Origin of the sequence: Myxococcus faecalis (genome assembly GCF_050039385.1) — a bacterium.
GTDB classification, from domain to species: Bacteria; Myxococcota; Myxococcia; order Myxococcales; family Myxococcaceae; genus Myxococcus; species Myxococcus fulvus.
The window spans coordinates 6,464,189-6,488,748 of the sequence record NZ_CP144336.1 but is presented as its reverse complement, the minus strand read 5'-3'; the positions used below and the strand labels follow the sequence as shown (position 1 = coordinate 6,488,748).

The following is a 24,560-nucleotide window of genomic DNA, read 5'->3' as shown; positions in this document are numbered from 1 at the left end:
TCACCGAGGAGCCTGCGATGTACGACGCCACCACGACCACCCCGGACGCCTCCCCTCACGCCAAGCTCCACGCCCGCCGCTTCGAGGGCATCAAGCGCAACTACACCGACAAGGACGTCCTGAAGCTGCGCGGCACGCTGCCCATCAGCTACACGCTGGCCGAGGTCGGCGCCAAGCGGCTGTGGGAGCTGCTCCACACCGAGGACTACATCAACGCGCTCGGCGCCCTCACCGGCAACCAGGCCGTGCAGATGGTCCGCGCGGGCCTCAAGGCCATCTACCTCTCCGGCTGGCAGGTCGCCGCCGACGCCAACTCCGCCGGGCAGATGTACCCGGACCAGAGCCTCTACCCGGTCGACTCCGTCCCCACCGTGGTGCGGAAGATCAACAACGCCCTGCGCCGCGCGGACCAGATCGACCACGCCGAGGGCAAGAGCGACCGCTACTGGTTCGCGCCCATCATGGCGGACGCCGAGGCCGGCTTCGGCGGCCCGCTCAACGCCTATGAGCTGATGAAGGGCATGATCGAAGCCGGCGCCGCGGGCGTCCACTTCGAGGACCAGCTGGCCAGCGAGAAGAAGTGTGGCCACATGGGCGGCAAGGTGCTGGTGCCCACCAGCCACTTCATCCGCACCCTCACCGCCGCGCGCCTCGCCGCCGACGTGATGGGCGTGCCCACCCTGCTCGTCGCTCGCACGGACGCCGACAGCGCCAAGCTGCTCATGTCCGACGCGGACGAGTACGACCACGCCTTCATCGACCGCAAGAACGGCCGCACCTCCGAGGGCTTCTACCGCATCAACGGCGGCCTCGACTGCGCCATCGCCCGCGGCCTCGCCTACGCGCCCTACGCGGACCTCGTGTGGTGCGAGACCAGCACCCCGGACCTCGCGCAGGCCAAGAAGTTCGCCGAGTCCATCCGCGAGAAGTTCCCCAACAAGCTGCTCGCGTACAACTGCTCGCCGTCCTTCAACTGGAAGAAGAACCTGGACGACGCCACCATCGCCAAGTTCCAGCGCGAGCTGGGTGCCATGGGCTACAAGTTCCAGTTCGTCACCCTGGCCGGATTCCACGCGCTGAACCACTCGATGTACGAGCTGGCGCGCAAGTACAAGGACCGCGGCATGGCGGCCTACAGCGAGTTCCAGCAGGGCGAGTTCGGCTCCGAGAAGGACGGCTACACCGCCACGCGTCACCAGCGCGAGGTCGGCACCGGCTACTTCGACCAGGTCGCCGAGGTCATCTCCGGCGGCTCCGCCAGCACCCTGGCGCTCCACGAGTCCACCGAGGCCCACCAGTTCTAATCGCCCTGGCGGCGCCTGAAGACGCCTGACACCGGAGGCCGTGGGGTCCTAACCCCGCGGCCTCTGGTCGTTTTTCCGCCCTTCGAGCAGGCGTGAGGCCCCCGGACGCAACTTCTCCCGGGGTTGCCCGATAATGTGGGCAGACCTCCGAGATCCGCGCCAATTGCGCCCTCGGACCGCCACGGAGCCAGCCATGAGCCGCATCAACTCGTTCACGGGTCCCCAGGTCCAGGTCCCCCGTCCCCAGGCCGGCGTGCAGTCGGCGAACGTCGGGTTCGGCTCGCTCATCCAGCAGAACCAGCGCGCGGCGATGTCCCCCGCGAACCGGCCGGGTGATCCGCTGATGTCCACCGGCGGGCTGGTGGTGCAGTCGGCGCTCAACTCGGTGGGCAGCGCGCCGCACAGCGGCATCATGAACTCCTACCTCGCCGCCGTGGGCCGTCCTCCCATCCAGGACGGCGCCTCCGGGCAGGGCAAGGCGCAGTCGCCCACCGCCGCCGCGGGCTCCAAGGAGGCCGAGGAGCAGAAGGTGATGATGGAGCTGGCCGAGCTGTCCGCGGCGACGCTGAACAACTCCATCTTCCACATGGGCAACCGCAACAAGGTGTCGCTGGACCGCGAGTAGCCCCGCGCGTCGCCAGTCAGTCCTTCTTCGGTTCCTTGCGCTCGGCGCGCTCGAGGTACTCGGCGCGCTGGCCCTGCTGCAAGTCTCCCGAGCCGTCGTACGGTGGCCCCACGTCGGTGCGCTGGCCGCCGTCCTGCTCCGTCACGTCATTGAGGAACTCGGCGCGGCCCTCCGCGGGCACGCGGTCTCCATCCTCCTCCGGGTCCTTCTGCTTCGCGGGGTCCAGGGGGATGCCGAGCGGCTTCTTGAGATAGTCCTTCGGGTCCATGGCTGTCGCTCCTTCGAGGGTGCTGAGGTGAGCCCGTGCCTCGAAGATGGAGACACCGGGCACCGCACGCAGCACAGGGAGCAGGCGACCGGGAGCCCGTGGCCTCAGTTGAGGTACTTCGGACGGGGCGGCGTCGCGGGCTGCTGACGCATCATCTCCAGTCCCTGCCTCGTGAGGATGAAGCGCACCACGCCGGAGCCGCGCTCGGTCTCGATCTCCGCCTCGAAGGCGGGGCCCGCGATGCCACCCAGGGCGACGTTCTTGCGTAGGTTGTGCACCTTGCCGCTGAGCATGTCGCCGGCGACCTCCTTCACCCCTTCACCCCGCTCGTGCAGCTCGTACGCCGTCTGGTGCAGCGTCATGGCGAGCGAGGGCGTCAGCGGCTGGGAGCTGAAGAGGACGGAGATGAGCAGCCAGTAGGGAGTCTCGTCGGAGGACATCGCGCTCCCATCCTAAGCGCCTCGCCGCGCGCGGGCCCGACGAAGTGACGGGGGACGCTAGCCCGCTCGGGGCCGGCGACGCTGGGCGATGCCCTCCGCGAGGGCGACCTGCTGCTTCCAGTGGCCGTACAGCCGCCCCTGGGACGCGAGCCGGTCCAGCTTCGTCTGCGTCTCGGCGTCCACGCGTCCTGGGGGCGCATCTCGAAAAGGCGTTCCGGGCAGCGGCATGAAGGTGTGGCCGTGCACACGCGCGCCCAGCTCCGCCAGTCGCTCCATGAGGGCGACGGTGGCGGCGACGTCGTCGGCCTCTTCGCCCGGAAGCCCGAGGATGAAGTCCACGTTGGGCACGAAGCCGCCTTCCACCGCGAGCCGGGTGGCCCGCACCACCGTCTCCACGTCGTGGCCCCGGCGGGTGCTCTGGAGGATGCGCTCGGAGCCGGACTGGCCGCCGATGATGAGGTTGTCGTTGTGGACGTAGCGCTTGAGGACGGCGAGCGCCTCGGGCGTGACGTGCTCGGGGCGGACCTCCGAGGGGAAGGTGCCGTAGTAGATGCGCCCGTCGGGGGCCATGGCCTCGCGCACCGCCGCGAGCAGCTCCTCCACCGCGGCCAGGTTCATCGTCTCGTCGCCGGTGCCGTAGGACATGGACGTCGGCGTGATGAAGCGGATGTCGCGGCGGCCCGAGCGGCGCAGCTCGCGCGCCCAGTGCGCCACGTTGGCCACGGAGCGGTGGCGGAAGCGCGCCTTGCTCATGAAGGGCGTCTGGCAGAAGCGGCACGCGTAGATGCAGCCGCGCGTGATTTCGATGGCACCGAACATCGCGTTGCGCGCGGCGAACGGCGGGAAGTCATCCAGCTTCACGCCCTCCCCTCGCCCGTGCTGCACCAGCTTGCCATCCTTCAGGTGGGCCACGCCGTGCGTGTCCCGGGGCTCCTCCCCGCGCTGGACGCGGCCGAGCAGCTCGCGCAGGGAGTGCTCGCCCTCGCCGATGGCGATGAGGTCGAAGCCGGCCTGGAGTGTCTGCAGCGGCTCGGCCGTCGCGTGCACGCCGCCGGCGATGCAGAGGACAAAGCGCCCCTCCAGCCGCTCGCGCACCCAGGCCAGCTCCTCCGCGGAGGCCGCGAAGCTGGCCGAGTAGAAGGACCACGCGGCGACCACGGTGTCGCCTGCGTCATGGCGCTCCTTGAGCGTGGCGAGCAGCGTCTCGCGCTCACGGGGAAAGAACAGCTTCACGTCCGCGAGCGCCGGGTCCGACTCGACGGCGCCCGCCAGCACGGTGAAGGCGTACTTGCCTGGGTACTGATAGCTGAGGACGAGCGAGACGGGACGGTGCGGCACCATGAGCGGACGGCATGATGCCACACGGCCCCGGAGGCGAGGGCCTCGGTGCGAGCAGGCGGGTCAGCGGGCGGTGGGCTCGGGGCGGACCAGGCGGAGCACCAGTTCGGCGAACGCGGTGAACTCGAGGACCTCGTCGGAGACGCGCTCATCGGGGTCCGACATGCGCACGGCCACGAGGTCATACCTGGGCAGGACGAGCACCCGGTTTCCGCCCTGGCCCACCGCCGCGAAGCCGCTCGGAGCCCCCTCCACGGCCTGCTTCAGGTTGAAGGGCGCGGACTTCATCATGAAGTCCCGGGCCCGGTTCGAGTCTCCTCCCAGCTTCGCCATGAACGCCGGGTAGAAGTCCTTCTGGGGCAGAGGCCGGTCCGCGATCTCCCGCAGCGGCGCGAGCGACGCCTCGGGGAAGCCATTGCGGAGCGCCTGCTCCAGCATGTCCGAGCCCAGCGTGACGCTCATCCCATCCTCGTAGAGGAGCCACCACAGGAGGCCGCCCGTGGGCATGTGCGGCTGCGAGGGCGCGCCGCCCATCGCGTGAATCCACTCCGTGCTCAGGATGCGTTGGCCCTGCCACATCCCGCCCTGGAGGAGCATCTGCCCCACCTTGGCGAAGTCCAACGGGTGGAGCTGCAGGCCCGCCATGCCCACGGGATTGCCCGACGGGTCCGTGTCCCAGCGGAAGTCTCGGATGCCGAGTGGCGCGAACAGCCGTCGAGCCAGGTACACATCCATCTTCTCGCCCGACGCGCGCTCGACGATGCCGGCCACCAGGTTCGTGGCCTTGTTGTTGTACGCGTGCTTGCTGCCCGGCGTGTCCGTCACCTCCGAGTCGAGCGCGTAGCGCACGAAGTCGTTCGACGCGTAGATGTCCAGGGTCCCCCTGTTCGCGGCCAGCCCCGACGTGTGGTTGAGCAGGTGTCGCACCGTCACCTGGCCCTTGAGGCCGTCCTTCCACTCGGGGAAGAAGGCGGACACGGGCGTGTCCAGGGAGGGAATCTTCCCCTCGTCGATGAGCAGGCCGATGGCCAGCGCCACCATGCCCTTGGTGGCGGACATGGCCTCGATGCGGTGCGTGTCGCCGCCGAAGTACCACTCGCCCACGAGCTTGCCGTGGCGCAGCAGCACGAGGCCCGCCGAGCCGGAGTCCTCGGCGGCCTTCAGCAGCGCGGCGAGCGCGGGCTCGGACAGGCCGGCCTCGCTCGGGGTGGTCTTCTCCAGTCCGGAGCCCACGCCCCAGGTGCTGCGAGCCTCGCGAGCGTTCTTCCGCGCGCGCTCCACCAGGGCGTCGTAGCCCGGCAGCTCGCGCACGGGAGCCAGGGCCTTGGCGTGGAGCAGTCCACCCGGGTCGGCGTAGCCCACGTCCAGGGCGCGCTCCAGCCAGGTGAAGGCGGCCGCTGTGTCCTTCGCCTCCGCGGCCACGTTCGCCGCGACCCGAGCCAGCTCGGGAGCATGGTGCCCCGCGTCCCACGCGCGACGGAGCTCGTCCTGGGCCTTGGGCAGGTCTCCCTCACGCTGGGCCATCCAGGAGCGGGTCATGGCGCTCGTGGCCTCAGGCGCAATCCGCCCGGAGCTGAGGGTCTGGGAAGGAGCGCGCGAAGCTGTATCCGCGGGAGAGGCGTGAGCACAGGCCAAAAGCGCGCAGAGCGGCAGGAACAGGACGCGTCGCGACAAGAGATGACTCCGGGTAGGGGTGTGGTGCACGGCAGGGCCCGTGATGCGGGCGGGGTGTGAACGCCCGCCACCGAGACTCATTTCATTTCGCCATGTAAAGGCGCACGAGGAAGCCCACGTGCCACACGGACGCGGTGTCAGCGGACGGGAGAAGAGCCCTCCAGCCTCATCTGCGTTCGCGCGGGCGCGCCGTCGGCCGAAGGGCACGCCCTTCGCGCGTGTATTCCCTCGCACGCGGTGTCAGCGGACAGAGGCGACGAGCAACTCCCAGGCGGCACGCACATGTCGCTCCTCCGTCGTCGCCGCGCCGATGGCCATCCGCAACACGTACCGTGCGGGCGCTCCTTCCACCGAGGGCAACACCGTGTGCGTGAGGAACACCTTGCCGGAGGCATTCACGCGCTCCAGCAGCTCGCGGTTCCTCGCATCCGTGTCCTTCACTGCCTCACCCGGAAGCGGCTTCAAGCGGAAGCACACCAGCGACAGTGAGCGGGGCACGGCCAGCTCGAAGCGCGAATCCTCCTTCACCCAGGACTCGAAGCACTGCGCCAGGCGCACATGCTCACGGATGTGCGCGCGCAGCCCCTTCGCGCCGTAGTGACGCAGCACGAACCACAGCTTGAGCGCACGGAAGCGGCGACCCAGTGGCACCTGCCAGTCGCGGTAGTCGATGACCGCGCCGCTCGCGCTCGCGGCGTTGCGCAGGTACTCCGGCGTCACGCTGAGCGCGTCGAGCAGCGCCTGCCGGTCGCGCGTAAAGAAGGCATTGCAGTCGAAGTTGGTGAGCAGCCACTTGTGCGGGTTGAAGGCGAACGAGTCCACCCGGTTCATGCTGTCGAGCAAACCCCGGTGCTCGGGACACACCAGCGCCGAGCCCGCCCACGCCGCGTCGATGTGCAGCCAACCACCGGTGGAGCGCACCGGCGTGCGAGCCATCACCTCGCCGATGGCGCGGACCGGGTCCACCGCGCCGGATGACGTGCTGCCCACGGTGGCGCAGACGAAGAAGGGCACGCGCCCCGCGCCGAGGTCCTCGAGGATGGCGCGCTCCAGCAGCTCGGGCCGCATCCCATAGCGGTCGTTCGTCTCGATGAGCCGCACATGCGTCGTGTCCTCCGCGCCGTGCGCCACGCCGCACAGCATGGCGGCCTTGAGCACGGACGAGTGGGCCTGGGTGGAGGCATAGGCCACCCACTCGGAGTTCGCGGGGGCGCCGTAACGACGCACGCGCTCCCGAGCCGCCACCATGGCCACGAGCGTGGCCTCGCTCGCGGTGCCCTGGATGACACCGCCGCCTCGCGCGGAGGTGGAGCGGAAGTCCTCGGGCAACCCCAGGAGGTCCACGAGCCAGTCCACCACGCGCGTCTCCAGCTCCGTCGCTGCGGGACTCGTGGACCAGAGCATGCCCTGCACACCCAGCCCCGCGGACAGCAGCTCACCGAGCACCGCCGGCCCCGAGGCGTTCGCGGGGAAGTACGCGAAGAACGACGGCGACTGCCAATGCGTCACACCCGGCAGGATGACGTCCTCCAAATCCCTGAGGACGGCATCCCAACCCTTCACACCGTCGAGCCCCTCCTCCGGCGGACGCAGAGGCAGCTTCGAGGCGACCTCCCCGGGCGCCACCTGCGAGCGCACGGGAAAGGACTCCAACCGCTGCTGATAGTCGGCGACCCAGTCCACCAGCCGGTGGCCCAGCTCACGAAACTCCTCGGGGCTCAGATGGGGCACGCCGCCATCACCACGGTTCGATTCGTCGCGCATGGGAGCCCCCTCGCACGAGCGCCAATTGGAGCACAAGCACTCATTGAGAAGCTCTCGGAGCTATATCGACCGAACCAACTCTCAATCCAGACGGAGAGACTACAACCAGCAATCATGTCCCAACACGCAACCTACCGTCAACGCCGACCCGCACCCTGGGTCACATCAACCTCCTATTCCGCAGAAGCCACGCGTGGTCAACTCTGCGAGCCTGAGGTGCCCATGGAGGGAACTTGAAGACCCCAGAAAACGTCTCTCTGAAAGATTGGCTGAGCGAAAAGCTCACCTCACCAGGACTTCCACCCAACATACACATCCACACCGAACGTCCCGGCGCGCGAACCGCCATATGGAACGCCCTCAAGCTCACAATAGCAAACCACTACCACAGCCTAGATCTCATCAAGAGCATCGAAGCCACCGGCGAATTCTCGTACGCCCTTGAAAAGGTTCGCACAGCCCTACCACAAACCAAGAGAGTACGCTCAGGAGACCTCGCCGAAATCCTAGCAACAGAATACGTCACCCAGTTCACCCAATACACTATTCCAATCCGAAAACTAAGATACAAAGACGATCGCAATCTCGCGATGCGAGGGGACGACATAATAGCCATCGTCATCTCCCCACAGGGCTCCCCCCTAAAAGTCTTAAAGGGTGAGGTAAAAAGCAAGAAAAGCATTGCCCAAAGCGTCGTCAAGACAGCCTGCACCGCATTAGAAAAGCATGACGGAAGACCTAACCCGGCGTCGTTGTCATTCGTCGCCCGAAGGCTGGACGAAACCAACAATGACTCCATGGCCCGAATATTCAACTCCCTACAAGAGAAACCCCCTTTGCTCAAGAATATTGAGCACCTCATCTTTACCCTTTCTGAAAACGATCCACTGACAGCACTAACTCCTCACGCTGCCCCCGCCAAAAACAACATCACCCGAAAACTAGTCGGGTTTCGCGTAACCAACCACCAGTCACTGATTGAAGACATCTTCAGCTCACTATGAGTGAAACCAGAGAGCAAATTGAAGCACGCCTAAATCGCCTACTCACACCAGGCGCGAGAAACCGGCTTCTCGCCAAAGGAGATGCGCGCGCGCTGATTTGGAAAGACGGAAACACGCCCCCTGGCGTAAGGGCATTCTCAGAGAGTCTCACTTCCGATCTTCTCGATCATGGCTACTCAGTTCTCGCATCAGCATTGCGTCTTCGAGAACTCTCAGGCGACACAACCACAATAAACAAAGCATTACTCTCCGCAGCAGAAGCCATTGAGTTCGCCGTTAGGAAAGGGCCTCCCACCAATCCCGTACGCGGTTTCCATTTACTCGTAGCGGCCGCGAGCTTTCATTTAGCACGGTATGCCGCTCGCTCGTTCTGCTTAATTCCTCACCAGCTAGATCAACTCAATCTCTCGTCTTCGGAAAAAGCGCTCGCGCTCATTCTGCGGCGCAATTTTCAAGACTTAAGAGCCTTTCTTTCTAGTAAACTCCTAGACTCAGCACTCGCCGAATCTACCGTCGCGGCTCGGCTGATGAGCGAAGACGATAGTTTCGACATTGAGGACTTGGCTGCCCTCTCAATAACAAAGAATCTATTTCGAGCACTTGGGCTCCTCGACTTCTCACTGACCACAGGAAGTCACGACACATTCAAGACAGCTCTTGAACGGCTCACTGCCGGTTGCACTGCAGCAACCCAGGCACAGCATGTCCCGCTATGGTGGATCAATACACTGGCACGACATCTTGCCATGGACTTATGGAGCTTTAACCTTCACGCAAGGCTGCCTCCGACAATCGAAGGCCCAGCCAGCGCGCACTGGCAAGAGCTTCGACGAGACTTCATTGCACTCCAACTAAGCAAGCAGGTCGCCGCAACGGATCTTTGGCCCTCACAGGTCGAAGCAGCATCTCGTTCGGTGAACACGAGCGACAATCTGATTGTCGCACTCCCCACCAGCGCTGGGAAGACTCGAATTGCCGAACTCTGCATCCTCCGAACGCTGGCGGACAAGCTACGCGTTATCTACGTAACCCCGCTGCGTGCCCTATCTGCGCAAGTCGAACAGACCCTTGCTCGGACTTTCCGCCCTCTCGGCTACTCAGTCTCGGCACTCTATGGCGCAAGCGGTGTTGCAAATGCGGATATAGAAGCGCTCGATAAAGATGACATTGTCGTAGCCACTCCAGAGAAACTAGACTTCTCGATCCGACAGCAGCCAGACCTTCTCAACACAGTCGGACTAATCGTACTCGACGAGGGCCATATGATTGGACTCGGAGCTCGAGAAGTACGATACGAAGTTCTTGTTCAACGACTTCTAAGTCGAGCAGATGCCTCCAACAGGAGATTGGTCTGCTTGTCTGCCATCTTCTCCCCCGGAGAGGCGTTCTCCGATTTCACTGCATGGTTGCGGTCTGACTCCCCTGGAGGGCCAGTGCAATCAACGTGGCGCCCAACCAGACAGCGCCCCGCCGTCCTGCGTTGGAACGCACCAAACGGCCGCCTGGACTTCCTTGTTGACGAAGAACCTTTCGTCCCGCAGTTTCTCGAAGAAGAAAAGCCCGCGACCAAACAACGCAAGAATGATTTCCCTCAAAACGACAACGAACTCGTTGCAGCACTCATTAAGCGCCTTCTCACAGATCAACACTCAGTTCTCGTTTACTGCCCCCAGCGACGGTCCGTTGAAGCCCTTGCTCGGACATACATCACACTTATAAAACAAAAACACGCACCAGCCATCCCAGTAAAGACCGACGCACACAACCTATTAGCACGCGCAATTGCCATCGGCAATGAGTACCTAGGCAAGGAGCACACTGCCGTGCGCGCACTACACCACGGATTAGCAGTTCACCATGGCGGCCTACCTCGTGCGTTCCTGGCAGAAATCGAAAACCTGCTCGCTGCTAGGTATCTCAAAGTAGCATTCGCCTCACCAACCTTAGCACAAGGCATCGACCTCTCATGCAGTGCTCTCATTCTCAGAGGGATTCATCGCGGCAGCAAAGTCGTAACAAGCAACGGAAGATCCACGCGCATCCCAACATTAATACCACCCGAGGAGCTATCCAATGTAATGGGGCGAGCAGGTCGCGCATTTGTCGATTTGGATGGTCTCTCCATATACCCCATTTCCGACAAATCCCACACCAAGCAGACAAAAAAACAACGCGAGTTCGAGAGCTTGCTCTCTGCAGCACAAACTCGGCAACTAAAGAGTGGCCTAGTCGAACTCGTTGCTGAATTGGCTGAGCGGCTTCGCCATCACTTGGGTGATTGCTCCTGGGCTGAGCTTGAAGAGTACATATTCAACACCTCAGGGGTGTGGGATTCAGACGACACTTGGTACACACGTAAGCCCTCATCATCAGAGCACCCTCCGGGCAATGACGACGACAAGAGCGAACACACAGGAATTGAACTACTCGACAGCTTAGACACCGCAATACTTGCATCCGTCGAGCAACTAGACTGCCCTCCTTCGGAAATAGCTCAGCGCCTAGACGACACGCTTCAAAGCTCATTGTGGCGTCGCCATCTAGTTCGTGAACCACCCGAAGTCCAAGGGGCTATAAAAGGTCTCCTCAGCAGCAGAGCTGAATGGCTTTGGTCAAATACAACCCCGCCCCAACGAAGAGCTCTTTTTGCCTCTAGCGTAGGCCAAAGCACGGGCGGAGCCATGAGCAGCATCCTAGATACTCTCGCCGACGAACTCGCTCGCGCAGACTTGTCGTTCACGACAGGGAACACAGAGGATGCAGTCTTACACACCATTTCCTTAATCGAACACCTATCGGACATTCCTAAATTCGCCACTTCTCCCAAAGACCGCCCTTCCGATTGGAAACTAGCAACTGCACACTGGCTGCGCGGCACCCCACTCGCCGCACAGGTTTCTATCCAGGGACCAAACTACATTGAATTTGTTCAAGATGGGCTTGTATATCGCATGGTCTGGGCGCTAGAGGCAGTCAGGGCTCAAGCTGCGATACTAGAACATCCGCTGGCTTCTCTGCTTAATGGAGCAACATCAAGGGCACTTACATACGGAGTGCCAACGCTCCAGGCTGCAATCTTTCTCCAGTCGGGGTTCCCGTCGCGAGAAATAGCATTGCAACTCCTGCAAGATTTTCCTGGAAATTTCACCAACCCTCGGGGCCTCGATCTGTACTTGAGAAGTATCGCACCTGTCATAGCAACAGGAAGCTACTGGTCAAGCACCGAGAAACAAATCATCTGGGACACTTTCATTCAAAGCAGGCAGCACGAACGGAACCGAGAGTGGGGGCGATGGGAGGAGTTAATTGACGTAGTCTGGACAGTTGACTCAAGCTCAGTTCTTTCTGGTTCCGACTTGAGAATCATACGAACCTCTACCGACCCAGAACTGCTTATCTGTACTCCTGATTATCAGATTCTCGGCAAGGCGAAGACTTGGCCACCTAACGTCGAAGCGCACTGCATATTCGCACGAGCAACTGTGGACAAAAGACAGATCACCGCTAGTTGCTTTGGCCCGATCGACTAGTGCATCACGACTAATTTAGACTGTTCGCAAAGAACTCGATCCGAGTGTCGCTTCGATGGGCAGCTCGGATGGCCGGCCGCAACTGAACAGCGGGGAGCAACATGGTTCCCCGCCACACGGAATGCCGCCTCGCGCGGAGGTGGAGCGGAAGTCCTCGGGCAGCCCCGTCAGGTCCACGAGCCAATCCACCACGCGCGTCTCCAGCTCCGTCGCAGCCGGACTGGTGGACCAGAGCATGCCCTGCACCCCCAGGCCCGCCGACAACAGCTCCCCGAGCACCGCCGGCCCCGAGGCATTCGCGGGGAAGTACGCGAAGAACGACGGCGACTGCCAATGCGTCACGCCCGGCAGGATGACGTCCTCCAAATCCTTGAGGACCGCATCCCAGCCCTTCACCCCGTCGAGCCCCTCCTCCGGAGGACGCAGGGGCAGCTTCGAGGCGACCTCCCCCGGCGCCACCTGCGAGCGCACGGGGAAGGACTCCAGCCGCTGCTGATAGTCGGCGACCCAGTCCACCAGCCGGTGGCCCAGCTCACGAAACTCCTCGGGGCTCAGATGGGGCACGCCGCCATCACCACGGTTCGATTCGTCGCGCATGGCCGACACCTCGCACGAGCCTCGGGTCGCTTCAAGCAGGTCGCCGCGCGGCCTCAACTCACCACGCCTTCCGGAGGCGGGTGCATCCATTGGACCAGCTGGAGGATGACGCCATTGTCATCCGCGACCTGGAAGAAGCGCTCGCCCCAGGGCTCGGTCTCGATGGGCGTGAGGATTCGGACGCCCTCGTCCTGCAGCCGTCGGTACTCGGCGTCGATGTCGTCGACGACGAACGCGACGAGGATGCCCTCCGCCTTGCGGTGCTTGAGCGACTCGGGCTTGAGCGACTCGAGCCCCGTGCGCAGGAAGATGAGGTTGAACCCCGCGTCCTTGCGCGACAGGGACACGAACCCGTCCGCGGACATGTCCTCCGTGAACCCGAAGTGGCGCTTCATGAACGCCGCGGACGCGGACACATCTTCGACATTCAGCGAGATGGCGGATGCGGTGATGCGCATGCGGACAGGCCTCCGGCTCGATGTGGACGAGAATATACGTACAATGTACGGAGTAGCCAGTCAAGGCGGGCTCTGGCACTGGAGAGCGCATGGCGACACATCGCAGCGGCGCGGGGGACCCCGCCCGGACGCTGGAGCTGCTCTGGAGGAAGGACGTCCCCTCGGCGGGGCAGCGGGGGCCCAAGCCGACGCTGAGCGTCGACGGCATCATCGCCTCGGCGGTGGAGCTGGCGGACCTGGAGGGCCTGGAAGCGCTGACCATGCGCAAGCTGGCCGAGCGGCTCTCGGTGGGCCCGATGACGCTCTACACGTATGTCCCGGGCAAGGCGGAGCTGGTGGACCTGATGCTCGACCAGCTCTACGCGGACATGCCGCGTCGCGCGCCCGAGGACACGGGCTGGCGCGCCCGGCTCGAGGCGGTGGCCCGCGACAACCATGCGCTGTACGAGCGGCACCCCTGGATGAGCGACATCGCCACCAGTCGCCCGCCCCTGGGCCCTGGGTTGATGGCGAAGTACGAGCACGAGCTCGGCGCGCTGGAAGGGCTCGGCCTGGACGATGTCGAGATGGATGCGGCGCTGACCTTCGTGCTGGGCTTCGTCGAATCCTCCGCGAGGAGCACGAGCCGAGCACGCGCGGCCTCCGTCGAGACGGCGAAGACCGAGGAGGCCTGGTGGAAGGCGAACGAGCCGCTGCTGGCCCGCGTCATGGACCCGGCCCGCTATCCCCTGGCCTCACGTGTGGGGGCCGCGGCGGGAGCAGCCCACGGGGCCGCCTACAGTCCGGACCATGCCTTCGGCTTCGGCCTCCAGCGCGTCCTCGATGGGCTGGGCGCGCTCATCCAGGCCAGACAGCCACGAAGGTCCCCTCCTCGCACACCCCGATGAGCGCCCTTTCGAGAAAGTGACTTATTCTCGCTTTGCTCATCTTGAGAGGGAAGGCCGTGGTTTGCTGGGGGCATGACCCCAGACATCACGAGACGTGCTCCCCGGTACTCACGGCTTGGCCTGTACGGCGTGCTGGCCCTGACCTTCGCGGCGCTGAGCTGGCCCACGAGCGCCTACGCGCAGGCGTGGACACTGACCACGGAGCAGCGGCAGGCGTTCCTCCAGTACTACGCGCCCGTGCTGCTCAAGCGGGGCAACGGGGACGACGGGCGGCACGGCTATGACTGGGTGACGAGCTTCGACTTCGACCGGGACGGGAACTTCTCCAACAACAAGCTGAACTGGAAGCGCATCCCCCAGTACGTGGACGCCTCGCGGGCGGGGCCGAGCGCGTATGACGCCTGGCGCATCCGTCCGACGCTCTACACGTCGCTCATCGAGTTCATGGATGGGCGCAAGAACCTGAAGCTCATCTACCACGTGTATCACGCGCTCGATAAGAACGCGGCCGGGGACTACCAGCTCCACGACTGGGAGCGGGTGGAGATGCTGGTGACGAACGCGGTGGGCGCACCGGGCAGTGGCGAGTCCGTGGCGTACGCGGTGGTGACGCAGCACAAGCGCAACGTGGTGCGCCGCGCGGGACACGTGGACTTGAACTTCATGCAGACGGCCACGGGCAAGCACCTGCTCATCTGGCAGGCGGAGTGGTCGGACAAGCTCGCGGCGGCGCATGGGCAGGAGCTGCGCTTCGTGACGGACCCGTATGCGTTCTTCGCGGGGCGGATGGCGAGCGCGGGCAAGGCGGAGGCGGGGGTGAACAACGATGGCGGGCGGAAGAACGTGCACTATGCCTTCGTGCCGGAGGGCTCGGCGGACGCGGTGGCGGCGTTCGGAGCGCGGGCGCTCACGTACGCGACGGCGGATGCGCTGGCGAGCCGCTACGACAACGGGAAGACCATCACCTGGCCCAACGTGAAGCGCGTCACGTATGAGCTCCAGGACCTGGCGGACATCCTGCCCACGCACTGGCAGCACGGCGGCTACGCGACGCACTGGTTGGACGCGGGGCCCATCGACTTCTACCTGGAGAGCGCGCTGGTGAACGAGGGCGGCGCCACGGAGGTGAGCGCGGGCATGCAGCGCTTCTTCCCCAAGACGCGGGACGTGGAGAACGACGATGACCGCGAGGGGTACATCGCGAAGAAGTGGTTCGTCGGGACGTACGAGATGAACGACAGCGCCTCCGACTTCGGAGGGGGCGGCTCCAACGCCTTCCACGACAACGCCTACGCGAGCACGGCGGTGGACTCACGGGGCCAGACGCGGGCGAGCGCGAGCGGCTACACGACGTCGCCGTCCTCGTTCTGGTGGCAGCACGACTACTTCGTGCACACGGGCTTCACGGACTCGACGGACGGCGTGGAGCAGGGCTTCTGGTTGTCGGGGGCCTGGTACCTGCCCGCGAACGGCGGCTTCGACGGCCGTTGGGTCCAGCTCTTCGACGACCGCCCGGGCCTGGAGTCGGGACAGCGCTGAGTCCCACGGCGCGAGCCGTCACCTGCATCCGACGACTCGCGCCTGGAGCCTTAAGGCCGCGCAATCTTGCGCAGCCGCACCTTTCCATCGACTCCAGGCGAGGGGTCCTTGTGGGTCAGTACCTTGCCGGAATCCGCATCGGACATCTCGATGCCCAGGTCCACCAACTTGCGCACGGCCTCCTGGAAACGGGAGGTTCGCAAGCGCTCCGGCACCTCCATTCCGAGCCCGCGCAGAACAGCGCTGACAATGCGAGGCCGGCTCCAGTCGTGCGAGAGCCCGATGAGATAACCCACGGATGGCGCGACCACCGTGTGCCCCACCTCTTCGTCGGATTCCATCCCCTTCGACGCCGCTGTCTTGAGTGCGGCGCCCGCCTTCGTCACGGGACGAACGAAGTGCTCGTCCAGATTGAGCTCGGAGTTCATGGACTCTTTTCCGAACTCTGGGGGGATTTCGCCTTGAATGAAGATCGTACGAGCGAAGGCCACCATCTGGGCCTGCGTATAGCTGCCAATATCCGGCGAGAAGTAGCGACGGTCCTTCCACCGGAATGGGCGACGCAACAGCCGATAGAGCGCCTCGCGATCAAGGTCGAGAATCAGCTGCTGGAGCGAATCTTTGTAGGCCGTCGCCAGAGCCTGCCTCAGCTCCGCGTCGGCGCGACGGTCACTCACCTTCCGTAACGCAGCCAGGGTTCGCAGCCCCTTGCCATCAACCAACTGCAGCACTTTCAGCACGGGTATCGCCATGGTCCCCTCCAACCCAAAGGCTGAAAGAGCATGGCTCGTTTCGAAGAGCGACAACAGAGGGTGGCAACGACCCCATCCGCTCCGATGCTCGAGACCGGGCCATTGCGCCGTGCACAATGGCCCGCATGGGACGAGCCAACCCACATCTGACGTATCCAGCCTCAGGGCTGGAGTGACACGCCGGCGTTCTCCTGCTCCCGCCGCTTCAGCTCACCCGCCGCCTGCGCGGCCTTGACCAGCGTGACGATGATGTACACGCGGACGACGAATCCGAAGATGTTCGGTTTGCCACCGGCATCAATCGAATCCATCAACGTCACCACGGTGTCGCCGATGTACAGCAGGGCCGCGAGGATGGGCCCGAACCTCGTGGCCCGATAGGTGAAGAAGCCGAACACGGCCACCAGCGCGCCGAAGACGATGGAGCCGATGCCCAGCCCGAGCGCCTCCATCTCCTCGCTCGCCGTCAGCATGCCGATGACGCCCAGCAGCGTGTTCAGGCCCGCCAGGACATACAGCATGTAGGCCGCGGTCTTGATCTGCTGCTCGGGGTCCGTCGACGACCCGGGCAACGGGAGTCCATTGCGCTTCACCGCCAGCTCCGCGCTGAGCACTCCGGACTGGAGCTGTACGTCCAGCACGGTCCGGTCCGGCAGCGTGAACCGCACCCCCTTCTTCAGCGCGGAGGCTCCGCCCTCCGACGTTCCCACGACCTGGCCGTCGAGGACCACCGTGAAGTTCCTCCAGAACATCCCCCACACAAACTCGAGACGCTGAGGACCACCCGCCTCCAGCGCGAACTTCCTCGTAGCCATTCATGCCCCCACTTGATGCGTCAGAAGACGTCGGCCCTCGGACTCCATGGAGTCCATCGGCCTGACCGCGAAGCGTACACGCAACCCGACGGAAATCCCTCACCCCTGGAGCATCAACCCGACGCCAATGACAACCAGCACCGCCAGGTGGAACCACCCCACGTTGCGCGCCAGCACCGCCCAGCCCTCGCCCGACCCGGGCGACGTGCCCGCGCGGATGGCCGCCAGCTCCTGGTAGCCCAGCACCAGTCCGACGAGCCCCGGGACGAATCCGCAGAACCCCAACGTGGCGAAGACGACCGCGAGCGTCGCCCTCCTGGATGGCTTCTCCCCCAGCGCCACCTTGTGGCAGCGAAGGCACAGCATCCTCCCCACCTGCCACCTGCGGCAGCCCTCACACACGAAGGTGCCACATCGACCGCATGTCCCGTCCGCGAGGCGCTCGGGATGAAGAGGACACGTCGCCGCCAACGACTCCATCCCCATTCTCTATCATGCCCGCCGAAGACACGCCGAAGGGTCGGCCCGGACCACTTCAGGACGCCAGGACACCGCGCCGCACCAGCTCGCGGAAGTAGCGCGCCGCCGGGTCCACGTGGGTGCGCTCGTGCCAGCACATCGAGATTCGCACCGTGTGCGGAGGAATCGGCGCATCCACCGCCTGCACCGCGAACCTCGCCCCCTTCTCGCTGACCAGTGACTCCGGCAGCGTCGCGACCAGGTCCGTCGTGGCGACCACCGCCGCCGCCGCCGTGAACGACGGCACCGCCATCACCACCTCCCGAGCAATCCCCGCCCGCGCGTACGCGGCCCCCACGGCGTCACGGAAGCTCTTCCCCGGCACCATCTCCACCCGGACATGCTGGAGCCCTCCCAGCGCCCGCGCGGACAGCCGCTTGCCCAGCACCGGATGCCCTCGGCGCGCCACCAGCAGCGTGCGCTCCGTCAGCAACGGTTCGAGGTGCAGCCCCGTCCCCTTCCCCGCGAGCCCCAGGTGCAGGTCCACCTGCCCCGACCCCAAATCCCCCAGCGACACGAGCGAGTCGATGCCCACCACGGAAAGCCGCGCGTCCGGCATCTCCCGACGCATCAGCGCCGCGATGCGCGGCACCCACGTCAGCTGCCCCGCATCCGCGACCGCCAACGTGAAGGTCTGCGTGCAGCGCTCCGGCTCGAACGGGACCTCATGGAGCGCCAGCTCCATCTCCCGCAGCCCGCGACCAATCGCCGGAGCCAACGCGAGCGCCCTGGGCGTCGGGACGATTCCCCGCCCCTTGCGCGTCACCAGCGGGTCTCCGAGCAGCGCACGCAGCCGCGCCAGGCTGTTGCTGATGGCCGACGGCGTCACATGGAGCCGCTCCGACGCTCGGACCACGCTGCGCTCGGCGAGCACGGTGTGGAGCACCAGGAGCAGGTTGAGGTCGATGGCCCCGATCTGAATGCTCATTTCCCGTGAGGTTACTGCTCACGAACCATCACGGCCAGCGAGGACGCTCCGGGCACATATTGGGGCCATGCACAGACTGCTCGGCTGGCTCGCCACCGGCGCGCTCATCGCGTGCCACGCATCCGCACCCGTCATCCCCCACCCCACGCCCATGCCCACCACCCACCAACTCCCCGTCCTCGACTCCTTCCTCTCCTACCGTGAGGAGGGCACCGGCTCACCCATCGTGTTCCTCCACGGCAACCCCACCTCCTCGTACGTCTGGCGCAACGTGACACCCCAGCTCGCGGACAAGGGTCGATGCCTCGCACCCGACCTCATCGGCATGGGGAGCTCCGGCAAGCCCGACATCGCCTACCGGTACGCCGACCATGCGCGATACCTCGACGCCTGGTTCGACGCGCTCGGTCTGCGCGACGTCGTGCTCGTCGGCTACGACTGGGGCGGCGTGCTCGCCCTCGACTGGGCCGCTCGGCACCCGGACCGCGTGCGCGGCGTCGTCGTCTTCGAGACCTTCCTGCGCCCCATGCACTGGAGCGAATGGCCGCCCCAGGGAGAGAAGCTGTTCCGCGCACTGCGCACACCCGGCGTCGGCGAGCAGATGGTGCTCGAACAGAACGAGTTCCTCGAGCGCTCGCTCAGCAACGGCGTCAAGACGGGCCTCACCGACAGCGCCCGGGCGGCCTACTACGCGCCCTACCCCGACGCCGCGTCACGGCGCCCCATGCTCCAGTGGCCCCGGGAGATTCCCATCGACGGCAGCCCCGCCGATGTCGCCGCCGTCATCGAGCGCTACGACGCCTGGCTCGCCCAGCCCACCGGGAAGCCCGCGCTCCTGTTGACGTTCGATGGCGGCAGCCTCAGCGCGCCGAAGACCATCGAGTGGGCCCGCACCCAGTTCCCGCGCCTCGAAATCGTCCCCCTCGGCCCGGCGGGCCACCACGCGCCGGAGGACGTGCCCGAGGACATCGCCCAAGCACTCCGAAGCTGGCTCGACCATCAGGGCTGGTAGGCTCACCGCGAACCGAACAGGGCCTGCTCGACTTCCGCCAAGAGCGAGCCCTGACGACCCTCAGCGCAGGTCCAACAGCCCCGCGTCGGTGATTCGCCCAAAGCCCTTGAGCCAGACGTACTCATCCGTATCGGCATCGAACACGGCGACCGAGCGTCCCTGGTCGTAGAGCAGCAGCGTCCGCCCATCCTCGCTGATGTCGTGCGCGCCCTCGAAGCCCTCGGCCTTCGTCACCCGGACCTCGTCCCGCTCGACCGAGTACTCGTACAACTGGGAGAGCTTCCTCTCGTAGTAGTTGCTCTCGATGAAGAACACCGACTTGCGCCGCGGGCTCCCCGCCGTGAGCTCGTAGCTGCTGCAGTAGGTGTCATGGGTCTTCCAGACGCGCTCCTGCCCCGTGCGCAAGTCCACACGACGATAGGTGGCCGAGTCCGCGCCCTCGCAGTTGCCGCCCTCGTCCTGCGTCCCCTCGCGATAGAAGACCATCGTGTCCCCTATCACCATGGGCGACAGCATCCCCTTGCGCCTCAGCTTCAGCGGCGGCCCCACCTTCCACGGCTTCGTCCCAGTGGGGTCCATCGTGGCGATGCGGACACCCCCCTTGTCATGACGCAGCACCGTGCGCGACTCGCCTGGCAGCACCTCATTGCCCGCCTTGTCCGTCTGGTGCACCGGCAACACGCGAATGCCCTCGGGCTTCGGACCAAAGCTCCAGCTCCACCAATCCGTGGTCGTCACCGTTCCATTGGTGACGAGCACCCGAGCGCCATCCTCCGTGAACATCATCGGCATCTGCGAGTGGTGGACGTTGTTCTCGGTCCACTGCGAAGCAACGCCGGGCGTCACCCCCACGACCCCGTTCAGGTCCCCCATCACGAGGAAGGAGCCCTGCTTCGCGCGCCCCGACTTGCTCCGGGGCACCTCGAGCTTCCGCCCCGCGAGCGTCACGCTCACCAGGCGCTCGTGCCCCTCGTCCCCGCCCACGGAGAGCGACATCGCCCAACGTCCCGTGGACGGATGCACCGCCAGGAACCAGAGCGAGCACGGCTCCTTCTCCTGGAACCGCGTCCCCTTCTCGGGTCCCGCCAGCCACTTGCGCTCCTCCACGTACTCGCACTCGGCGAGATTCCGCGAGCCCTGCGAGTCGGCGTAGACAACCCGGCCAGGAGCCAGGGCAATCAACGGCACCGGGGAGACCGTGACGTCGGGGGACTGAGATGATTCGGCCCACGCCGTCGCGGACGTGGCCAACAGTGCGGTGAGCACCGTGCGGCGCAAGATGTCGTGCATGCGCCTGATGACGCACGCCGACACGCCCTATTCACGCTGCGTGCGCATCCCCACTCACGCGTTCGTGGACGCGTCCTGCTCCAGCGCCTCGCGCACCTCGCGCAGCGTGCCCACCACCGTCTTCAAGGACGCCGCGGTCAGCTTTCCGCCCAGCTTGTTGGCCCACGCGAGCTGCCGGGCCTCCACCTCGCGCAGCCGCTCGCGCCCCTTCGGCGTCAATCGCATCAACTTGGCCCGACGGTGGTGCGGGTTCTCCTCGTACTCGATGAACCCCTCCGCCTCCAGCGCGTCCGCCGTCTGCTGCACGCTCTGCCGCGTCAACCCGATGGACCGCGCCACGTTCGCCACCGGCGCGGGCTCGTGGTCCACCACCCCCAACACCTGCCACCGCGCGCTCGTCAGCCCCGACGGCGCCGCCAACCGGTCCCCCGCCGCCAGCAAGAGGCCGTTGTTCTGGAAGATTTCGAGCACCAGGTCCGTGAAGGTCGACCCGGCCGTCGTGTATTTCGCCATGCCCACAGGCTGGCTGATTGACAGTGCCCTGTCAAAAGCGCCGCCACCCCGGTTCGCGTGAATTTCCGGAGCCTCCGGTCGTCCAGGGAGCTGAATCCCCGCCCCCAGGAGCCTGAGATGCTTCGCCCCCTCGCCGGACTTCTCCCCCTGTGCCTGCTGGCCGCCGCCTGTGGAAGCTCCGCCCGACAGCAAGCGCTGCTCGAGCGCCGGGAGTCCATCCGCGAGTCCAACAGCGCCTTCGCCGCCGAGGAGCTGGCGAACCACCGAGGCAAGAGCGGGTTCCAGGAGACGCGGTGGGGTATGTCTCCCGACGAGGTCCGCGCGCTCTACCCCGAGGCCCGGACGACGTCGTCCGAAGGTGACCTGCGCGTCGCCCTGCGCGTCACGGACCGCCCGGCGACGGTGGACTTCCAGTTCACGCTGAACAAGCTGGCCGTCGTGTCGCTGCGCTTCGACACCGGCGCGCCCCTGCGCGAGGACTTCGACGCGCTCTCGGAGCTCTTGTCCATGAAGTACGGCGAGCCCACCTCGCGGCGGGACACGGCCGAGGAGGCGGAGGCGCGCGTGCGCAGCGCGGAGTCCTACAACCGCAGCCTGGGTGAAGGCACCCGACGCTCCCGCACCACCGCGGACGACCTCGCCTACGAGAACAAGGTCCGCGTCGAGGCGCTCGCGGCGCAGTCCGACTACGTCGTGGAGAAGTCGTGGAAGGACGCGGAGACGAAGCTCCAGCTCACCGGCTGGCAGCAGCCCGACACCCGCAGGCTCACGCTCGACTACGTGAGCCGCTTCCTGGAGCCCCACCTGGGCAAGCGCTCCACCGAGCTGGAGGCCCTGGAGAAGAAGCGCGAGCAGGCCCAGGAGCTGTGAGCGGGGGACTCGGGAACGCCGCTCCCGAGCCCTCCACGCAGGCTCAGGAGCGCCGACGCCGACGCGCGCCGATGAGCCCCATCAACCCCAACAACGCCATCCCTGCGAGCGGACCGCCGGAGCTGTTGCAGCCCACGGCCTCCTCGTCGTCCTCGCTCGGGGACAGACCGCCGGGAGGAATCACACCGCCCGGTGACTCGTCCGGCCGGGAGCCCGCATCCGCCACGGGCGTCCCCGCGTCCACCTCGGACGCCCCGGCATCCGCCGTCCCCGCGTCCGCCCCGGGTGTGCCCGCGTCCACGGGCGTGCCCGCGTCGGGCGTGGGGGTGGGCGTCGTGGGCAGCACGTCCGCGAGCGTCGTCGCCTGGATGAAACCGTCGTGGTACAGCACGCCCACCGGCTTCACGGTGTCACTGCGGTACAGGCCCAGCTTCAGGTAGTTGTTCTGCCCCGCGTACATCGTCGCGGCGGCGCGCTTCGCGAGCACCTTCTCCTTGTTGTGCCACAGCTCCACGAAGCCCGTGCTCGCCTTCGCGGACCACTTCACGTGCAGGATGAACTCGTGCCAGACGCCTCGCACGAGCTTGCCGCGCCACGGAATCGTGGAGTCGGAGTTGAGCGCCATGCGCATCTCCTCGCCGCGCACGTAGAACTCCAGCGGAGGCGAGCCGCAGCAGCCGTCATGGTGCCACTGCGTGAAGAGCTGCCACGTGTCCACGCTGGGGAAGTCCGGCGCGAACATCACCTTCCAACGGTAGTAGTACTCCGAGCCCTCCTTCTCCTTGCCCAGGTACACCAGCTCGTTGCGGTTGCCACTGGAGTTGATGGGATCATCGCCCTGCTTCACGGTGACCTTGAGCGCGTACTTCCCCTCGGCCACGGGGTTGCTCACCACCAACAGGCGGTCCGAGCTGACCATCTGCTCGCGCGTGTACTGCGAGCGGTTGCCCGTCTCGAAGTCACCGCGCCAGATGACCTCCCCCGACGCCAGGCCAGGGAGCAGGAACATCGCCAGCAATCCAGGGACAAAGACTCTCAATGGCACATGTCCTTGCGAAGGTTTGAAAGCCAACCTTCGACAGACCGTAGCCGAAACGATTCCGTGTTTCATTCCCCCGGCAAAATCTTCCCTCTTGCCTGACAACAGAGCGAGCATCCGGGCAGGGGGATGGATGTCTGATAAATGTTTCGGCGAGTGGAACGGGCGCGCACCACCCGGCCGAACCGGTGAGTTCAGCTTATGACTCAGCGCGTCACACAAGGAAACAAGGGAGCCATGGGCTGACCGTTCGCAGGGGGTGTGGTGTATGGTCCCCACCCCTTCCGGCGCTCCGTTCCGGCAGCGTCCCGGGTGCACCCATGCTTGTCCTGCGTGACGTCCAGAAGACCGACCTGGCCGGCCTCAAGCGGCTCGCCGCCGTGCTCAACACGGTGAACCTGCCGAACAACGAGGAGACGCTCGAGAGCATCATCGACAAGTCGGTGAAGAGCTTCGCCGGGAAGGTGAAGAACCCCTTCGAGCGCGAGTACCTCTTCGTGCTGGAGGACATGCGCAACGGGCTCATCATCGGCACGTCGATGATCATCGCCCAGCACGGCACGTACGAGGCGCCGCACATCTACTACGAGGTGAGCGAGCGGGAGCACTACTCCGCGTCCCTGGAGCGCCACCTGCGGCACAAGGTGCTGTCCATCGCCTACAACTACGAGGGCCCCACCGAAATCGGCGGGCTGGTGGTGGACCCGCCCTACCGCGCCACGCCGGACAAGCCCGGCAAGCAGCTGTCCTACGTGCGCTTCCTGTTCATCGCCATGCACCGGCGGCTGTTCCGTCCCCGGGTGCTGGCGGAGCTGCTCCCGCCGCTGTTGCCGGATGGACGCAGCCTGCTGTGGGAGGCGTGCGGCAAGAAGTTCACCGGCCTGACGTACCTGGAGGCGGACCGCCTCAGCCGGCAGAACAAGGAGTTCATCAAGGAGCTGTTCCCCGCGTCGGACATCTACGCGTCGCTCTTCCCGGACCGGGTGCAGAAGGTGCTCGGCGAGGTGGGGCCGCAGACGCGCGGCGTGCAGCGCATGCTGGAGCGCGTGGGCTTCCGGTACGTGGAGCGCATCGACCCGTTCGACGGCGGGCCCCACTTCGAGGCGAACACGGGCGACGTGACGCTGGTGCGCAAGTACCGCACGGTGAAGCTGGCAGCCGAGGACTTCGAGCTGGAGGGGGATGACGTCCTGGTCGCCTTCGAGCGCGAGTCGGGCCGCAACCGCTTCCGCTCGGTGCGCTGCCACGCCCGGCTGGACAACCAGGTGGCCTACCTGCCCGCGCGCGCCAAGGAGATTCTGGGCGCGAGCGCCGGCGCGAAGCTGTCCGTCATCCCGTTCGAGTAGCACTCACGGACGTCGCAGCACGCGGTGGTCTTGCCTGGAGGCCAGCGC

General features: G+C 65.6%; 23 protein-coding genes. 9 read left to right on the top strand and 14 right to left on the bottom strand.

Features of this window, described 5'->3' with window-relative positions:
- The first annotated feature begins 17 nt into the window (after nucleotides 1-17).
- Together aceA and VZQ01_RS26040 are read left to right on the top strand one after the other, a co-directional pair.
- Complete coding sequence (aceA, locus tag VZQ01_RS26045) at nucleotides 18-1,304, top strand: isocitrate lyase (RefSeq protein WP_223747080.1); 1,287 nt, start codon at nucleotides 18-20, stop codon at nucleotides 1,302-1,304.
- 193 nt (nucleotides 1,305-1,497) lie between these two features.
- Nucleotides 1,498-1,929, top strand: a complete 432-nt coding sequence (locus VZQ01_RS26040; RefSeq protein WP_223747079.1) for a hypothetical protein — start codon at nucleotides 1,498-1,500, stop codon at nucleotides 1,927-1,929.
- 16 nt (nucleotides 1,930-1,945) lie between these two features.
- Here VZQ01_RS26040 and VZQ01_RS26035 read toward each other — a convergent pair whose 3' ends face one another.
- From VZQ01_RS26035 to VZQ01_RS26015, 5 genes are all read right to left on the bottom strand, one after another.
- Nucleotides 1,946-2,197, bottom strand: coding sequence for a hypothetical protein (locus VZQ01_RS26035; protein ID WP_267699413.1), 252 nt, complete (start codon nucleotides 2,195-2,197; stop codon nucleotides 1,946-1,948).
- A gap of 104 nt (nucleotides 2,198-2,301) precedes the next feature.
- Complete coding sequence (locus tag VZQ01_RS26030) at nucleotides 2,302-2,637, bottom strand: hypothetical protein (RefSeq protein WP_141325406.1); 336 nt, start codon at nucleotides 2,635-2,637, stop codon at nucleotides 2,302-2,304.
- Between the two features lie 57 nt (nucleotides 2,638-2,694).
- Entirely contained in the window at nucleotides 2,695-3,978 is a 1,284-nt protein-coding gene (locus tag VZQ01_RS26025) for a TIGR04013 family B12-binding domain/radical SAM domain-containing protein (protein ID WP_248542895.1), read from the bottom strand.
- A gap of 60 nt (nucleotides 3,979-4,038) precedes the next feature.
- On the bottom strand, nucleotides 4,039-5,514 hold the full coding sequence (locus tag VZQ01_RS26020) for a serine hydrolase domain-containing protein (protein ID WP_426744971.1): 1,476 nt from the start codon (nucleotides 5,512-5,514) through the stop codon (nucleotides 4,039-4,041).
- 375 nt (nucleotides 5,515-5,889) lie between these two features.
- On the bottom strand, nucleotides 5,890-7,413 hold the full coding sequence (locus VZQ01_RS26015; RefSeq protein ID WP_426744970.1) for a pyridoxal-dependent decarboxylase: 1,524 nt from the start codon (nucleotides 7,411-7,413) through the stop codon (nucleotides 5,890-5,892).
- A gap of 233 nt (nucleotides 7,414-7,646) precedes the next feature.
- Between VZQ01_RS26015 and VZQ01_RS26010 the strand changes: the two genes are divergently transcribed.
- Together VZQ01_RS26010 and VZQ01_RS26005 are read left to right on the top strand one after the other, a co-directional pair.
- Complete coding sequence (locus tag VZQ01_RS26010; protein ID WP_426744969.1) at nucleotides 7,647-8,417, top strand: Hachiman antiphage defense system protein HamA; 771 nt, start codon at nucleotides 7,647-7,649, stop codon at nucleotides 8,415-8,417.
- 527 nt (nucleotides 8,418-8,944) lie between these two features.
- On the top strand, nucleotides 8,945-11,947 hold the full coding sequence (locus VZQ01_RS26005; protein WP_426744968.1) for a DEAD/DEAH box helicase: 3,003 nt from the start codon (nucleotides 8,945-8,947) through the stop codon (nucleotides 11,945-11,947).
- Between the two features lie 15 nt (nucleotides 11,948-11,962).
- Here VZQ01_RS26005 and VZQ01_RS26000 read toward each other — a convergent pair whose 3' ends face one another.
- Together VZQ01_RS26000 and VZQ01_RS25995 are read right to left on the bottom strand one after the other, a co-directional pair.
- The gene (locus tag VZQ01_RS26000) at nucleotides 11,963-12,544 is read right to left on the bottom strand and encodes a pyridoxal-dependent decarboxylase (RefSeq protein ID WP_426744967.1); all 582 of its coding nucleotides are present in this window, start codon (nucleotides 12,542-12,544) and stop codon (nucleotides 11,963-11,965) included.
- A 53-nt stretch (nucleotides 12,545-12,597) separates the two neighbouring features.
- Nucleotides 12,598-13,002 carry a VOC family protein gene (locus VZQ01_RS25995; RefSeq protein ID WP_223747074.1) on the bottom strand — a complete coding sequence of 135 codons (405 nt, stop codon included), beginning with the start codon at nucleotides 13,000-13,002 and terminating at the stop codon, nucleotides 12,598-12,600.
- An 89-nt stretch (nucleotides 13,003-13,091) separates the two neighbouring features.
- On the opposite strand from VZQ01_RS25995, the gene VZQ01_RS25990 reads away from it, so the two are divergent.
- Entirely contained in the window at nucleotides 13,092-13,889 is a 798-nt protein-coding gene (locus VZQ01_RS25990) for a TetR/AcrR family transcriptional regulator (RefSeq protein ID WP_223747073.1), read from the top strand.
- A gap of 72 nt (nucleotides 13,890-13,961) precedes the next feature.
- The gene (locus VZQ01_RS25985) at nucleotides 13,962-15,428 is read left to right on the top strand and encodes a hypothetical protein (RefSeq protein ID WP_426744966.1); all 1,467 of its coding nucleotides are present in this window, start codon (nucleotides 13,962-13,964) and stop codon (nucleotides 15,426-15,428) included.
- Between the two features lie 50 nt (nucleotides 15,429-15,478).
- Here the strand turns inward: VZQ01_RS25985 and VZQ01_RS25980 are convergent, their stop codons facing one another.
- The 4 genes from VZQ01_RS25980 to VZQ01_RS25965 form a co-directional block, all read right to left on the bottom strand.
- Nucleotides 15,479-16,180 (bottom strand): hypothetical protein, encoded by a 702-nt coding sequence (locus VZQ01_RS25980; protein ID WP_223747071.1) that lies wholly within the window; start codon nucleotides 16,178-16,180, stop codon nucleotides 15,479-15,481.
- Between the two features lie 161 nt (nucleotides 16,181-16,341).
- Nucleotides 16,342-16,932, bottom strand: coding sequence for a hypothetical protein (locus VZQ01_RS25975; RefSeq protein WP_426744965.1), 591 nt, complete (start codon nucleotides 16,930-16,932; stop codon nucleotides 16,342-16,344).
- Nucleotides 16,933-17,094: 162 nt separating this feature from the next.
- Nucleotides 17,095-17,361 carry a hypothetical protein gene (locus tag VZQ01_RS25970; RefSeq protein WP_408889101.1) on the bottom strand — a complete coding sequence of 89 codons (267 nt, stop codon included), beginning with the start codon at nucleotides 17,359-17,361 and terminating at the stop codon, nucleotides 17,095-17,097.
- Between the two features lie 169 nt (nucleotides 17,362-17,530).
- Nucleotides 17,531-18,442, bottom strand: a complete 912-nt coding sequence (locus VZQ01_RS25965) for a LysR family transcriptional regulator (protein WP_267699408.1) — start codon at nucleotides 18,440-18,442, stop codon at nucleotides 17,531-17,533.
- Between the two features lie 67 nt (nucleotides 18,443-18,509).
- On the opposite strand from VZQ01_RS25965, the gene VZQ01_RS25960 reads away from it, so the two are divergent.
- Nucleotides 18,510-19,454: a haloalkane dehalogenase gene (locus VZQ01_RS25960; RefSeq protein ID WP_426744964.1), complete on the top strand. Its 945-nt coding sequence runs from the start codon at nucleotides 18,510-18,512 to the stop codon at nucleotides 19,452-19,454.
- Nucleotides 19,455-19,514: 60 nt separating this feature from the next.
- Here the strand turns inward: VZQ01_RS25960 and VZQ01_RS25955 are convergent, their stop codons facing one another.
- Both VZQ01_RS25955 and VZQ01_RS25950 read right to left on the bottom strand, forming a co-directional pair.
- Nucleotides 19,515-20,744 (bottom strand): hypothetical protein, encoded by a 1,230-nt coding sequence (locus VZQ01_RS25955; RefSeq protein ID WP_426744963.1) that lies wholly within the window; start codon nucleotides 20,742-20,744, stop codon nucleotides 19,515-19,517.
- A gap of 54 nt (nucleotides 20,745-20,798) precedes the next feature.
- On the bottom strand, nucleotides 20,799-21,257 hold the full coding sequence (locus VZQ01_RS25950) for a MarR family winged helix-turn-helix transcriptional regulator (protein ID WP_223747065.1): 459 nt from the start codon (nucleotides 21,255-21,257) through the stop codon (nucleotides 20,799-20,801).
- A gap of 117 nt (nucleotides 21,258-21,374) precedes the next feature.
- On the opposite strand from VZQ01_RS25950, the gene VZQ01_RS25945 reads away from it, so the two are divergent.
- Nucleotides 21,375-22,127, top strand: a complete 753-nt coding sequence (locus VZQ01_RS25945) for a hypothetical protein (protein ID WP_426744962.1) — start codon at nucleotides 21,375-21,377, stop codon at nucleotides 22,125-22,127.
- A gap of 43 nt (nucleotides 22,128-22,170) precedes the next feature.
- Here VZQ01_RS25945 and VZQ01_RS25940 read toward each other — a convergent pair whose 3' ends face one another.
- Nucleotides 22,171-23,136, bottom strand: a complete 966-nt coding sequence (locus VZQ01_RS25940) for a heparin lyase I family protein (RefSeq protein WP_426744961.1) — start codon at nucleotides 23,134-23,136, stop codon at nucleotides 22,171-22,173.
- Nucleotides 23,137-23,486: 350 nt separating this feature from the next.
- On the opposite strand from VZQ01_RS25940, the gene VZQ01_RS25935 reads away from it, so the two are divergent.
- Nucleotides 23,487-24,512 carry an arginine N-succinyltransferase gene (locus VZQ01_RS25935; protein ID WP_408889097.1) on the top strand — a complete coding sequence of 342 codons (1,026 nt, stop codon included), beginning with the start codon at nucleotides 23,487-23,489 and terminating at the stop codon, nucleotides 24,510-24,512.
- Nucleotides 24,513-24,560 lie beyond the last annotated feature (48 nt).